Below are 11920 nucleotides of genomic sequence, written 5' to 3' on the forward strand. Positions count from 1 at the left end.
GTGAACGCGGGTTACTGCTGGCTGGCGGTGGGGAAGGTGAAGGCCTTCAGGTCGACGGTGACCGTGCGGGTCTGACCACCCCGGACGACCGTGAGCTTGACCGTGTCGCCGATCTGCTTCCCGATGATCGCGCGGCGCAGGTCGTCGCCGGCCGTGATCGCCTGCCCGTCGATGGCAGTGATGATGTCGCCGTCGGTGGACACGGCGTTCTGCTGGCCTTGGCTGCCCGCGCCGAGGCTCAGGGCGTTGTTGCTTCCGCCCTTGAGACCGGCAGCGGCAGCGGGACTGTTCGGGGCCACCTGCTGGATCAGCGCGCCGCTGGCCGGCAGTTTGCCCTGGGTGCGCTGGGTGCTCGTCAGGGCCGCCAGATCGGTGAACTGGATGCCCAGGGTGGGCGTCTGGAGCACGCCGCCCTTCCCCGCCTGGAGTTGCGGCAGGAGTTTCTTGACGGTGTTCACGGGAATGGCGAAGCCCACGCCCGCGCTCTGTCCGGCCCCACCGGTGAGGATCTGGGTGTTCACGCCGATGACCTGCCCGCTGGAGTTCAGCAGCGGCCCTCCGGAGTTGCCGGGGTTGATGGCGGCGTCGGTCTGGATGACGCTCTGCTCGACCTGCTTGGTGCCCACGGGAACGGTGCGCTCCAGCGACGAGATGATGCCCTCGGAGACGCTGAAGTCCAGGTCGAAGGGCGCGCCCATGGCGATGGCCTTGAGGCCCACGTCGAGCTGGTCGCTGTCGCCCAGCGGAATGGGCTGGATGGCGCTCTGCGGCACGCCCTCGGCGCGTATCAGGGCCAGGTCGAAGTCCGGCGCGCGGGCGATGACCTTGGCCTTGTAGGTGGTCTTGCTGCCGTGCAGGCGGATGGTGATCTCGCTGGCGCCGTCGACCACGTGGTTGTTCGTGATGATGTCGCCCTGGGCGTTCACGAAGAAGCCGCTGCCGGTGCCGGTCTGCGGCTGGGTGTTGTCCGGCAGGCTGAAGGGCAGCTGCTGCTGGAACTGCTGGCGCAGCTGTGCCTGAGGAGTGCTGTCGGCGCTCTCGGTTACGCTGATGTACACCAGTCCGTTCTCTCGGGCCTTGACGACGTTCACGGTGTTCGCCTCGGATTCGGTGCGGGCGCGTCCGTTGTCGTAGGTGGCGGGACTGGTGGGCGTGCTCTGGGCGAGGGCCGGAATCATCTGGCCCTGCGGCACGGTGGCGGTAGCCGCCGGCGCATTCTGTGCGGAGATGTGGTCGTTGACCTGAAACCCGGCGTAAGCACCGAGGGCGAGCGTTCCGGTCAGCGCCAGGATGGACAGAGGACGTTTCATGACCCGAGTCTGCCGGACGGCGGTTACACGACGGTTAACGCGCGCCCAGCGCATCTGAAGACTGTATCGCCGCCTGCAGTGAGGCCCCGATGACAATGCAAATCACCCCGACCGAGCGTGGACGGGGCGACACGACCTGAGCGCTTATTTCTTGCGTTTGCCGCCGGCGGGTTTCTTCGGCGCGCTGCCGCCGCCACCATGCGTCCGCTCCTTGGCGTCCCGCATGAACGAACGCAGTTTGGCCTCGAACTGCGGACTCTGCCGGCCAATGGCCCGCGGTCGCGGCACTTCCTCCGGTTCCTCCAGCAATTCCTTGATGGACAGATCCAGGCGACCACGTTCGTCGCGGCCCAGCACCTTCACCTCGATGTTCTCGCCCTCGCGGACGTGATCGTGGATGTTCCGCACGAAGGAGTGGGCAATCTGCGAGATGTGCACGAGTCCAGTTTCTCCGTTCTCGAACTGGATGAACGCACCGAAGTCCGTCACGCGCGTGATGCGGCCCTCTGCTACCGCGCCGGAATCAAGCTGAACCAAAGGAAGTCTCCTCGAAAAGCATGAGGCCTATGGTACACCATCATCCGCCCCGGCGCAGCGCGGCCTGACCGTGTGTGCATCCGGCCTCGGCCCAGGTCAGGGAAGCCGCTGGGCCACCTGATCGAAGGCGTAATTGGCGGCCTCGGCCCCGTGCTGCCACAGGGTGAACAGCCCGAAGTTCTCCACCATGGTCACCCGCGCTCCCTCCGGAAGGTCGAAAGTCAGGCTGGCGCCCAGTTTCGACCACGGCACCAGGGCGGCCGGGGCGTTCAGAACCGGGGTCACGCGTATGGCGTCCGGGCCGGGCGTGCCTGTGACCAGTACCGCCTGCGGGTAGTGCCGTTTCAGGGCGTCCCCGGAATCCTTGCGCATGGCCTTCAGCACCCCCTGCTGCTGGCTGGGGTCGATCAGCGCCGAGTTCCCCTGGATCTGCGGGTCGAGGATCACGTAGGTGGCCACGGCCAGACGGTCATGAGTCCAGCCGGCCGGCAGGGGCTGATCGGCCTGGGCGAGGGCCAGCGTGCCCAGCAGGGTGAGGCTGGTGATGGCTGCCGGAATGCGCTGGAGAGGGGTCTGTGGCATCGCAGCGCGCATCATAGCGGCTCAAGGTGACGCCATTCTGGCCCGCGCTTGCCGGAGGCGCGCGGTACGATGCGGCGATGCTGGAACTGCTGTCCATCATGCGCCGACTGCGTGGTCCCGGAGGCTGTCCGTGGGATCAGGAGCAGACGCACGAGTCGCTGCGCCCCTACCTGCTCGAGGAAGCGGCGGAGGCCGTGGATGCGGTCACCACCGGCAACCGTGCGGAACTGGCGTCCGAACTCGGGGACGTGCTGCTGCAGGTCGCCTTCCACAGCGTCATCGCCGAAGAACAGGGCACCTTCGCGTACGCCGACGTGGAGCGGGCCATCGTGGAGAAACTCGTGCGCCGCCACCCGCACGTGTTCGGCACGGTGTCGGTCTCCGGCAGTGGAGAGGTCGTGGCCAATTGGCAGGCGATCAAGGCGGCCGAGCACGGTGGCCAGCCACGACGCCCGGCCGACCGGGTGCCGTCGGGTCTGGGCGCGCTGGCCCGCGAGACACAGACGCAACGCCTGGCCGGCCAGCAGGGCCAGCGTGCCGTAGTGCAGGCGGCCCTCGATACTGCACTGGACACGCCCGAGGGAGTGGCCACGGTGCTGGAGGCGGTCGTGGCGTGGGCCAGGGCACACGACATCGACGCCGAACTCGCCCTCCGGGAACACACCCAGGGTCGGCTGGACGCCCTGCCCGTGCCTCCCGGATGACGCCTGCCCACCCAAGGACGCTCCGGTGAGCACAGATCCGCCCGGGTCACGCGACCCGCTGAATGACCTGCTGATCGATCCCTGGCAGGACTGGATCTCAGAACGCCAGCGCTCGGCCCTGCATCTGCCGGAGTTCCGCCGCGCGGCCGTGCTGGTCGGTCTGACCCGCGAGTCCGATCCGCGCGTGCTGCTGACCGTACGCTCGGCCGACCTGCCCACCCACAAGGGTCAGGTGAGTTTTCCCGGCGGCAGCCTGGAAGCGGGGGAAACGCCCGTGCGGGCGGCGCTGCGCGAGGCGTGGGAGGAAGTGGGCCTGGACACCTCGGGCGTCACCGTCCTGGGCGAACTCGACGATGTGTTCACACCCATCGGCTTCCATGTGACGCCGGTGCTGGCGCGCCTGCCGGCCGACCTGCACCTGACCCTGTCCGGCGAGGTCGCGCAGCTGCTGCTGCCCACCCTGTCGGCTCTGCGGGCCATCGTTCCACGCGAGGATCTGCGCACACTGCCCGATGGCCAGCGCATCACGCTGTACACCTACCCCTGGGGCGGGCATGACATCTGGGGCATGACCGCGCGGGTGCTGCATGACCTGCTGGCTGCCGGGCCACAGTAGGCAATAACGAGTGCCCCCTCCCGCATGTACGGGAGGGGGCACGGCCTCAGCGGTTACTTCACCTGGTTGATGGTGATCTGGCCGTTGGTGGTGACGTTGTAGGTGCTCAGGAAGGTGCGGAAACCGGGGGCGATCACGACGATCTCGTGGGCACCGCGCGCCACCTGGACATCCAGGCCGCCGTTGCGGATGGTGCCGGCCTCGGTGCCGTCCACGAACACGCGGGCGCCGTTGACACCGCTGCGGATGCTGACAGTGAAGTTGGCGGAGACGACGGGCGCGGGCGTGGCCACCTGGGCGAACTCGACGTTCACGTTGGTGGTGCTGCCGCCACGGATCGTGACGGAGGTGGAGAAGTCACGGAAGCCGGGAGCCTGGACGCGGATCGGGAAGGTGCCAGCGCGCAGGTTGGAGTACGTGACGTTCGCACCGCCCAGACGCTGACCGTTCAGCGTCACGGTCGCGTTGGCCACGTTCGTGCCGACGAACAGGCTGCCGGTCGCGACGGGGTTCACAGCGGCAACGGTGTAGAACGCGGTGTCGCTGACCCACGAGTTCTGCGGCAGGGGGCTCACGACGATACTGAGGGCCTGGGCCAGTCCGGCCTGCGTCTTGGCATTCACGGTCGCGAACTGATCCTGCTGGGTCTTGAAGGAGCTGAGCTGGTCGAGGTTCAGCGGCGTCAGGCTAGCCAGCGCCAGTACCTTGTTCTGACCGATGGGACCGGCGACCGTGTACTTGAAGTTGTCCCCTTCGGCGGGGAACGACTTGGTCGTGTTGGCCTTGACCATGTTGTTCTCGCTCAGGCGGTTGGGGAGGATCTGGTCGACGCTACCGTCGGGGTTCACGTTGAACAGGTACACGTAGGCGTCCTGGTTCACAGTGGCGCTCACGGTGATGCCTTCGCCCACCTTGTACGCGGGGTTCTGGTTACCGGTGGTGTCCTTGTCGATGCGGACGGAGACGCTCAGATCCGGCGTGGTGGGGTTGACGATAATGCTCTGGGCACTGATCTTCGGGGCGGCGGCGGCGGTGCTCAGCAGCAGGGCTGCGGGAATCATCAGGATCTTGTTCATGTGGTACCTCCGCCCATGAGCCTACGGGGGGGAACATGACGGGCCATGAGCCTCCCTGCGTGGAATGTTAATAGTGCTTCAGGTCACCGTCAGGGAGGCCAGTCGATTGGTCTGGCTTTCTGTTCCGCTTCCGTGGGGTCAGCGGATGATGCGGGCCGGTTCGATGCCAGCGGCACGGCGGGCGGGGATCAGGGCCGCCAGCAACGTGGTGACCAAGCCCATCAGGTTCACGGCGAGTAGATCCGTCCAGCGCACCTCCACCGGGAGAGAGGTCACGAAGTACAGGTCGCCGGGCAGCTGGAAAGGCCGCACGGTGAAATACGCGCTGATCCCCAGGCCGAGCAGGTTCCCGACCAGCAGGCCGCCGACGCCGAGCACCAGGCCCTCGAACAGGAAGACCCGCGTGATCAGGGCGCGGGTGGCGCCGATGGCACGCAGAATGGCGATCTCCTGCGTTTTCTCGAAGACGGCGAGGGTCAGGACGTTCGCGATGCCGAAGGCGGCAACGATCACGATCAGGAAGACCACGAAGGAGATGACCTTCTTCTGGAGGGACAGCTGATCGAGCAGCGTGCCGTAGATGTCCTGCCACGGCAGCGCGCTGTAGGGCCGCGCCCGCGTGAGCTGCCGTCCGACCGCCGGCGCCAGATCCGGGTCGCGCAGGCGCAGCTGATAGCCGGTGACGTTCTTCGTTTCCTGCAGGGCCTGAAGCGTGCTCAGATCCGTGAACGCGTAGGCGCTGTCAATCAGGTAATTGCCGGTGGTGAACACCCCAGCAACGCTCAGGCTGGCCCGGTGCTGGGCGCTGTTCAGCAGCCGCAGCTGATCCCCGGTGAACGCCCCAATCGAGCGCGACAGGGCGGAGCCCAGCATGATCTGGCCGGGTTTCAGGGTGGCGAGCACCCGGCTTTCTTCCGGCTGAAGTTCCAGCACGTGGGCGGCGTCCGGCGTGACGCCGAACAGGGTCACGAAGTCGAAGCCGGCCCGGCGACCATCGCTGGCGGGTCGAGTCAGCAGGCCCTTGTCGGCCACGAAGGGCATAAACGCCTGCACGGCGGGATCGGCTTTCAGGGCCAGCTCGAGTTCCGCGTCGCGGGCGGCCGGCGTGTAGGAGGTCAGGCTCAGGTGCGGGCTGGCCCGTAGCGTCGCGCTGATCAGGGCGCGGGTGAAGCCGTTGGTGAGACTCAGCGCCGCAATCAACGCCATCACGCCCACCGCGATCCCCAGGATGGTCAGGACATTCTGCGTACGGCGGTGGCTGAGGTGCGCCCGAGCCAGCGACCACGCCAGGGCAGTCTGCGATTCGGCGTGGGGAGCGGAGGGCATGCGAAGCGGAGGATAGCAGACCCCTCCACGCGCACCGGTGGCCCAACAGGCGGAAGGGCGAACCCCCGAAGGAGCCCGCCCTGGAATCTGTGGTGTGAAGGCCGCTCAGCGGACGGCAGTGATGCGAACCTGCCGGGCCCCGAACCGCATGGCGTCGCCACGGGTGGACATCCAGATGTCCAGGCTGTTGGTCTTGCGGACCGCCATGGTGTCCTCGACGATAAAGACACGGCCACTGAACTGGGCGCTATAGCGGCCACTCAGGTCTTCAATCATGACCTTGGTGCCGTAGGGAAACAGGCGCAGCAGGTCGCGGCTGAGTGCCACCACACCGGGCCGGGTTCGCGTGCCGGTGGCAGTGATGAAGGGCGTGGCATCGGTCTGGCCGGGCACGCTGTTGTAGGCGGTGGCGCGCACGATGGCGACCTTGCCGCGAATTGGGCTATAGGCGACGGTATCGCTGGCGGCGGCCTGGGCTACGGTGTCGGCACGAACCTGGGCGGCGTCGGTGCTCTGGATGGTGGAGGGAGTGCTCAGGGCGTCTTGAACCGCAGCGGCGGCGATGGTCGAATCGGGCAGGGCGGGGGCACCCGCAGTGGCAATGCCGGTCACGGCGAGGGCGATGGTGGTCATCCAGCGCAAAAAGGCGTGGGCCATAAGTCTCCTTCAATCGGTTGAAATCCACAAGCGCACAGGCTCAGGCCTGTCCGGTCGTGGTTCTGGGTCTGGGATCCGAAGTGTCCGGGCAGGACTGATGACCCCCCTGAACTCCGAAGATGAGGCTAAGGGGGGTATATGGCACTTTTCTAAGTTTTTTGCTCTATTAGCTCATCTGAACGGCAGTCAACAACCTTAAAACGGCCAGAGATGCTCGGAATAGCCGTCCACGACATGCCTTATTCATGAGACCTTATCTCATCATCTCATTTAACTTCTCATTCTGTTTCTGACAGAACAAGCGTTCTTAGCCGATTACGCTCTCATCTTGACGCCGGAGCCAGGGGTATTTGAGACTCAAGCAACAATTGACCCGCGAGTCATCAACTGTTACGCCACTGGTACCGATTATAAGTTCTGGAGAGCAGGGCGGAGACTCATTGAATGCTCATGTTAGGGCTGCCTATGGCGCCGGTGCTGTGACGACGGGCGCCACTGCCCAACGCGACAGCACCTCGGTCGAGACGTCCTTGAAGATCGGTGCCGCGAGCATCGACCCGTGATACGCCAGCTTGGCCCCGTGAACCATGACCGCCACTGTCACACGCGGCGCGTCCGCCGGGAAGAACCCCGCGAAGACGCTGTCGTACAGCGTGCTGGAATACTTGCCGTCCACCACCACCTGGGCCGTTCCGGTTTTTCCGGCGATCGCGTAACCCTTCACTCCAGCTGCACCTGGAATACCCTCTTCGATGACCTTGCGGAGCATGGTGCGGGTCAGGCGCGCCGTATCCGGACGGATGACTGGATGACGCTCCCCACCCACCGCCCCAGCCACCAATCTTGGAGAGACGTAGGTTCCGTCGTTCGCCATCGTGTTGTAGGCCGCGGCGAGCTGCAGCACCGTGGAACTCATGCCCTGACCGAAGGCGTTGGTGGCGCGCACGAGTTCGTCCCAGTGCCGCAGGGGTTGCAGGGTGCCGGTGGCGCTCGGTACGGCGTCCATGTCGGGGTAGATGCCGAAGCCGTACTTCGACAGGTAGCCGCGCATCTTCTCGGCCGGGAAGGGCTCCACGATATGGCTCATGCCCACGTTGCTGCTGTATCGCAGGATGCCCTGCGTCGTCAGGGTGGTCGGATGCTGCACGGCGTCGTTGATGGTGCTGCCCCAGCGCCCACCAACGTGGCGACGCATGGGCGTGCTGTACTGCGAGTCCGGCGTGGTCAGGCCCTCGTTGAGGGCGGCGGCCACGACCAGTCCCTTGACGGTGGAGCCTGGCTCGAAGACGTCCAGGAACGGACGATTGCGGCGATCTCCCTGGGAATACGAGCGCCACGTGTTCGGATCGAAGGGTGGGTAGCTCGCGGCGGCCAGCACCGCTCCTGTGCGGGTATCGAGCACCACGACCGAGCCATACTCTGCCTGATGCTCCGGCACGGCCCGCGCGAGCGCCCCCTCGGCGGCGGCCTGGATCCCGGTGTCGAGGGTCAGTTTCACGTCCTGCCCGGTGGCGAGCTGGTGGTTGAAGGCGTACTCCAGCCCTTCGAGGCCCTCGGTGGTGCCCATCATCCCCACCACCTGCCCGGCCAGCCGTCCCTGCGGATACACGCGCTTGTCGCCCACGCTGCGTGCCAGTACCTTCCCGTCCGCGCTGATGATGCTGCCGCGCGACTGCACGGCAGCCCGACTCACGCCCTGTGGCGTCCCCCACTCCAGCTGGGCGTACGCCCACACCAGGCTGAGGAACAGCAGGGTCGCGATGAACTGCATGACGCGGGATCGGTTCCGGATCTTTACTTCCACTGGGTCTTGACCTCCACGCGACGGGGCGGTGATGTGGGAACAGCGGGGGTGGGGATCGCCCTGGGCGCTGGAATGGTCTGGCTGGTCTTGGTCGCCTCGGCGAACCGGTGCATGCCGTTCGCGAAGGCCCAATCGCGGATGCGCTGGACGTTGGACAGGGACTGCACGTCGAGCGCCAGCACCTCGCGCTCCCTGGAGAGCGCCTGCTCGCGCTTGCCGGCCTCGACCAGCGTGCGCCGCACGTCACGGGTCAGGTAGCGCACCGTGACCAGCGCGACCAGCAGCAGCAGGTAGATCAGCAGGTAGCGCAGCGCCCGACCGCGCCACGTGGAGGCGCTGGTGTCCAGAGTGGGCAGGCGACCCAGCCTCAGGCGGGTCATGCCGTCTCCCCGCCTGGGGCGAGCTTCTCGGCGGCGCGAAGCTTGGCGCTGCGGGCCCGCGGATTGCTGGCCTGTTCGTCGTCGGTGGCGATCACCGGCCGTTTGGTCAGGGGGTGCAGGCTCTCACTGCCCTGCATGAAGCGCTTCACGATGCGGTCTTCCAGCGAGTGGAAGGAGATGACGGCCAGCCGGCCAGCGGGCCGGAGCAGCCCCTCCGCCCCGTTCAGGCCGTCACGCAGGGCACCGAGTTCGTCGTTCACATGGATCCGCAGGGCCTGGAACGAGCGCCGCGCCGGGTGGATGCCCTTCGAGAAGCCGGGATACGAGCGCTTGATGATGTCCGCGAGTTGCACGGTCGTCTCGATGGGCGCGCGTTCGCGGGCGTACACGATCCCGCGCGCGATCCGCCGGGAGTGGCGTTCCTCGCCGTACTCGTAGATGATCGCGGCGATCTCCTCTTCCGGGTAGGTGTTCACGACGTCGGCGGCGCTCTCGCCGGACTGGCTCATGCGCATATCCAGCGGAGCATCCGAGTGGTATGAGAAGCCGCGTTGCGTGTCGTCGAGCTGGAAGGAGCTCACGCCGATATCGAGCAGGATGCCGTCCACGCCGCTGACCCCCTCGGCGGCCAGCAGGGCGGGCATGTCACGGTAGTTGCCCTCCAGCACGGTCAGGCCGGGCCGTCCAGCGGCGCGGGCGCGTTCCAGCGCGTAGGGATCCTGGTCGATGCCGTAGACGGTCGCGCCCGCATCGAGCAGCAGGCCGGTATGACCCGCGCCGCCCAGTGTGCCGTCGACGAACACTTTGCCGGGAGCGGGAGCCAGCGCGGCCAGCACCTCGGCGGCCAGCACGGGCCAGTGGGTCAGGGTGGATTCGGTGGTGGAGTCAGTCAGGGGATCGGTCACGGTCAGGCCACGAAGTTGATCAGGAGTTCGGGTTTGGGCGGGTTGTCCTGCACAGCGGTAATGGCGGCTTCCCAGCGGGCGGGACTCCACAGTTCCAGGCGTCCGGGCGCGCCCGCCACGATCACGTCGCCGTCCAGCTGCGCGAAGGATCGCAGGGTCTGCGGAATGGACACGCGGCTCTGGTTGTCCAACCGGGCCTTGTTCGCTCCCGAGTAGAAGAAGCGCACGAACGACCTGGATTCGGCGTCCGTGAGCGGCAGGCCCTCCAGCTGCTCCTCCACGCGTCGCCAGCTGGCGAGCGGGAAGACGTACAGGCAGCCTTCCATGCCGCGCGTAAGGATCATTCCGTCCTCGACGAACTCCCGGAACGGCGGTGGCATGACCACACGTCCCTTGTCGTCGATGGTGTACGGGAACTCTCCGAACGGCAACTCCACTCCTTTGCGTTCCCACCCCGTCCCACTTGACGTGGTTCGGGGCGGGCAGGCCAATCAGCCTGAAAAGGTGCATGACGAACCGTTTCAGGCTGTTGCACGGAGTGTAACAAGCCCTACCACGAATTACCACCCATTCCCACTTTTTCCCCCACTTTCCCCTCGAACTCGGTGCGTTTTCCCACTGGTTCACCCCGAGGCGCGCAGGCGGGGAGGGAGGTGCGGAGCAGGGCAACACCATCAAAGTGCCGTTCCTGACGTCCAAAGTACCACTTTTGGCAGGTCGGAAAGGCGGCAGCATCACGCCTGCCCGATTCCCACCACCCGTTCCCACCGCCGGGACGTTCCCACTCCCTCCCCCGCCCTACCCTGCAGGCATGACCACGCAGCCCCGTTCCTTCCCCACCCTTCAGGCCGGCGCGATCCTTGCGGCCCTCGGCATTGGCCTGGGAGCCTTCGGTGCCCACGCCCTGAAAACCCAGCTCGACGCCGCCCTTCTCGCGGACTACGAGACCGGCGTGCGCTACCAGATGTACGCCGCGCTGGCCCTGATCGCTCTGGGCAGCACCCAGCGGCCGCAGCGGGCGGGCCTGTGGCTCACGCTCGGGGCCGTCATCTTCAGCGGCAGCCTGTATGTGCTGGCCCTGACCGGCGTGACCATCTTGGGGGCGATCACGCCCGTCGGCGGCGTGCTGCTCATCGCAGGCTTCATGATCGTCGCGTTGGATGCCCGGCGCACCTGAATGAAAAGACCCCCAGCAGATCGCCGGGGGTGGGTGGTGCGGGGGAACTGTAAGCCGGGTTCTGTCCGCCACTTGCGTGGCTGCGCGGCCATCTCTCTGGGACACCTGTTGCCAGGCGCCTCAAGCGACCATCCTGGCGGTCAACGGGCGGGCCGCCCTCGCGCACTGTCGGGTCTTGCACCGGATGGGGTTTACCAGACACCCACAGTCTCCTGCGGGCCTGGTGCGCTCTTACCGCACCGTTTCACCCTGACCAGTGTCGTCCGCGCCGGGACTGTATGACACTGGCGGTCTGGTTTCTGTGGCACTGTCCTTCGACTTCGCCGCTCTCCACCCCTGCGGCGCATGGGTGGGCGCTCGACTCGCCGACCAGCCGTTAGCTGGCATCCTGCCCTGCGGTGCCCGGACTTTCCTCACCCGGACTCGCGCCCGGGCGCGGCCGTGCATTCCCCCGCAAGGAAGGAGCATAGCAGGGTGATCCAGGAACGGGAGGAGGGGCAACTGATTTCCAGCCACAGGGATCAGATCTGATCTCCAGCGACCTACACTTAATCGATGCCAAGACTGATCCTGGACGTGCCCGATTACATTCGCGGACTCCACGCGGAGTGGGATGAAGGCTTTGAGATCTCGGTACACATCAGGGACGACGAGGTGATTGTATGGGCAAATGACGCAGGCCTGAGATCTCTGGCCCGCCTTCTGCTGGGCCTAACGGTTGATAGTGTCCCGGACTCAGCACACTGGCATCTGGATGACCTGAACAGCCTCAAAGACGGTTCGACCCCACTGACAATAGGGAAGCTGATCTAAAACGCCTCCAGAACGACCGCCTGGTGAAGCCCC

The 11920-nt window shown here is 66.2% G+C and carries 14 protein-coding genes and 1 other RNA gene; 4 read left to right on the forward strand and 11 right to left on the reverse strand.

Annotation, left to right across the window (positions count from 1 at the left end; translation table 11 throughout):
* Window positions 1-11 precede the first annotated feature (11 nt).
* The 3 genes from E7T09_RS06375 to E7T09_RS06385 form a co-directional block, all read right to left on the reverse strand.
* Complete coding sequence (locus tag E7T09_RS06375; RefSeq protein ID WP_136388238.1) at window positions 12-1310, reverse strand: S1C family serine protease; 1299 nt, start codon at window positions 1308-1310, stop codon at window positions 12-14.
* Between the two features lie 144 nt (window positions 1311-1454).
* Window positions 1455-1847, reverse strand: coding sequence for a S1 RNA-binding domain-containing protein (locus E7T09_RS06380; RefSeq protein WP_136388239.1), 393 nt, complete (start codon window positions 1845-1847; stop codon window positions 1455-1457).
* Window positions 1848-1943: 96 nt separating this feature from the next.
* Window positions 1944-2429, reverse strand: coding sequence for a hypothetical protein (locus E7T09_RS06385; protein WP_240741641.1), 486 nt, complete (start codon window positions 2427-2429; stop codon window positions 1944-1946).
* A gap of 77 nt (window positions 2430-2506) precedes the next feature.
* On the opposite strand from E7T09_RS06385, the gene E7T09_RS06390 reads away from it, so the two are divergent.
* Complete coding sequence (locus tag E7T09_RS06390) at window positions 2507-3133, forward strand: MazG family protein (RefSeq protein ID WP_136388240.1); 627 nt, start codon at window positions 2507-2509, stop codon at window positions 3131-3133.
* A gap of 25 nt (window positions 3134-3158) precedes the next feature.
* On the forward strand, window positions 3159-3749 hold the full coding sequence (locus E7T09_RS06395; RefSeq protein WP_240741642.1) for a CoA pyrophosphatase: 591 nt from the start codon (window positions 3159-3161) through the stop codon (window positions 3747-3749).
* A 53-nt stretch (window positions 3750-3802) separates the two neighbouring features.
* On the opposite strand, the gene E7T09_RS06400 is transcribed toward E7T09_RS06395, so the two are convergent.
* The 7 genes from E7T09_RS06400 to mraZ all read right to left on the reverse strand — a co-directional run bounded on the left by E7T09_RS06400 (window position 3803) and on the right by mraZ (window position 10328).
* Window positions 3803-4825: a DUF4384 domain-containing protein gene (locus tag E7T09_RS06400; protein ID WP_136388241.1), complete on the reverse strand. Its 1023-nt coding sequence runs from the start codon at window positions 4823-4825 to the stop codon at window positions 3803-3805.
* Window positions 4826-4963: 138 nt separating this feature from the next.
* The gene (locus E7T09_RS06405) at window positions 4964-6151 is read right to left on the reverse strand and encodes an ABC transporter permease (RefSeq protein WP_136388242.1); all 1188 of its coding nucleotides are present in this window, start codon (window positions 6149-6151) and stop codon (window positions 4964-4966) included.
* Between the two features lie 105 nt (window positions 6152-6256).
* A complete protein-coding gene (locus tag E7T09_RS06410) occupies window positions 6257-6808 on the reverse strand; it encodes a 3D domain-containing protein (protein WP_136388243.1) in 552 nt (183 codons plus the stop codon).
* 463 nt (window positions 6809-7271) lie between these two features.
* The gene (locus E7T09_RS06415) at window positions 7272-8612 is read right to left on the reverse strand and encodes a penicillin-binding protein 2 (protein ID WP_136388244.1); all 1341 of its coding nucleotides are present in this window, start codon (window positions 8610-8612) and stop codon (window positions 7272-7274) included.
* A complete protein-coding gene (locus E7T09_RS06420; protein WP_136388245.1) occupies window positions 8603-8992 on the reverse strand; it encodes a hypothetical protein in 390 nt (129 codons plus the stop codon). Before E7T09_RS06420 ends, E7T09_RS06415 begins: the two co-directional genes overlap by 10 nt.
* Window positions 8989-9897, reverse strand: a complete 909-nt coding sequence (gene rsmH, locus E7T09_RS06425) for a 16S rRNA (cytosine(1402)-N(4))-methyltransferase RsmH (RefSeq protein WP_136388246.1) — start codon at window positions 9895-9897, stop codon at window positions 8989-8991. The genes E7T09_RS06420 and rsmH overlap by 4 nt, the downstream gene beginning before the upstream one ends.
* Before the next feature lie 2 nt (window positions 9898-9899).
* Window positions 9900-10328: a division/cell wall cluster transcriptional repressor MraZ gene (gene mraZ / locus E7T09_RS06430; protein ID WP_136388247.1), complete on the reverse strand. Its 429-nt coding sequence runs from the start codon at window positions 10326-10328 to the stop codon at window positions 9900-9902.
* A gap of 380 nt (window positions 10329-10708) precedes the next feature.
* Between mraZ and E7T09_RS06435 the strand changes: the two genes are divergently transcribed.
* Window positions 10709-11074, forward strand: coding sequence for a DUF423 domain-containing protein (locus E7T09_RS06435; protein WP_136388248.1), 366 nt, complete (start codon window positions 10709-10711; stop codon window positions 11072-11074).
* 34 nt (window positions 11075-11108) lie between these two features.
* On the opposite strand, the gene rnpB is transcribed toward E7T09_RS06435, so the two are convergent.
* Window positions 11109-11529: RNase P RNA component class A (rnpB, locus tag E7T09_RS06440), an RNA gene on the reverse strand.
* A 100-nt stretch (window positions 11530-11629) separates the two neighbouring features.
* On the opposite strand from rnpB, the gene E7T09_RS06445 reads away from it, so the two are divergent.
* The gene (locus tag E7T09_RS06445; protein ID WP_136388249.1) at window positions 11630-11887 is read left to right on the forward strand and encodes a hypothetical protein; all 258 of its coding nucleotides are present in this window, start codon (window positions 11630-11632) and stop codon (window positions 11885-11887) included.
* The last annotated feature ends 33 nt before the right edge of the window (window positions 11888-11920 follow it).

This window comes from Deinococcus sp. KSM4-11, assembly GCF_004801415.1.
Taxonomy (GTDB): Bacteria; Deinococcota; Deinococci; order Deinococcales; family Deinococcaceae; genus Deinococcus.

Excerpts from the sequence above, each read along its gene's own strand:
- E7T09_RS06375 (WP_136388238.1), bottom strand. The coding sequence starts at position 1,310 with ATGAAACGTCCTCTGTCCATCCTGGCGCTGACCGGAACGCTCGCCCTC.
- E7T09_RS06385 (WP_240741641.1), bottom strand. The coding sequence starts at position 2,429 with ATGCCACAGACCCCTCTCCAGCGCATTCCGGCAGCCATCACCAGCCTC.
- E7T09_RS06390 (WP_136388240.1), top strand. The coding sequence starts at position 2,507 with ATGCTGGAACTGCTGTCCATCATGCGCCGACTGCGTGGTCCCGGAGGC.
- E7T09_RS06400 (WP_136388241.1), bottom strand. The coding sequence starts at position 4,825 with ATGAACAAGATCCTGATGATTCCCGCAGCCCTGCTGCTGAGCACCGCC.
- E7T09_RS06405 (WP_136388242.1), bottom strand. The coding sequence starts at position 6,151 with ATGCCCTCCGCTCCCCACGCCGAATCGCAGACTGCCCTGGCGTGGTCG.
- E7T09_RS06410 (WP_136388243.1), bottom strand. The coding sequence starts at position 6,808 with ATGGCCCACGCCTTTTTGCGCTGGATGACCACCATCGCCCTCGCCGTG.
- E7T09_RS06420 (WP_136388245.1), bottom strand. The coding sequence starts at position 8,992 with ATGACCCGCCTGAGGCTGGGTCGCCTGCCCACTCTGGACACCAGCGCC.
- E7T09_RS06435 (WP_136388248.1), top strand. The coding sequence starts at position 10,709 with ATGACCACGCAGCCCCGTTCCTTCCCCACCCTTCAGGCCGGCGCGATC.
- E7T09_RS06445 (WP_136388249.1), top strand. The coding sequence starts at position 11,630 with ATGCCAAGACTGATCCTGGACGTGCCCGATTACATTCGCGGACTCCAC.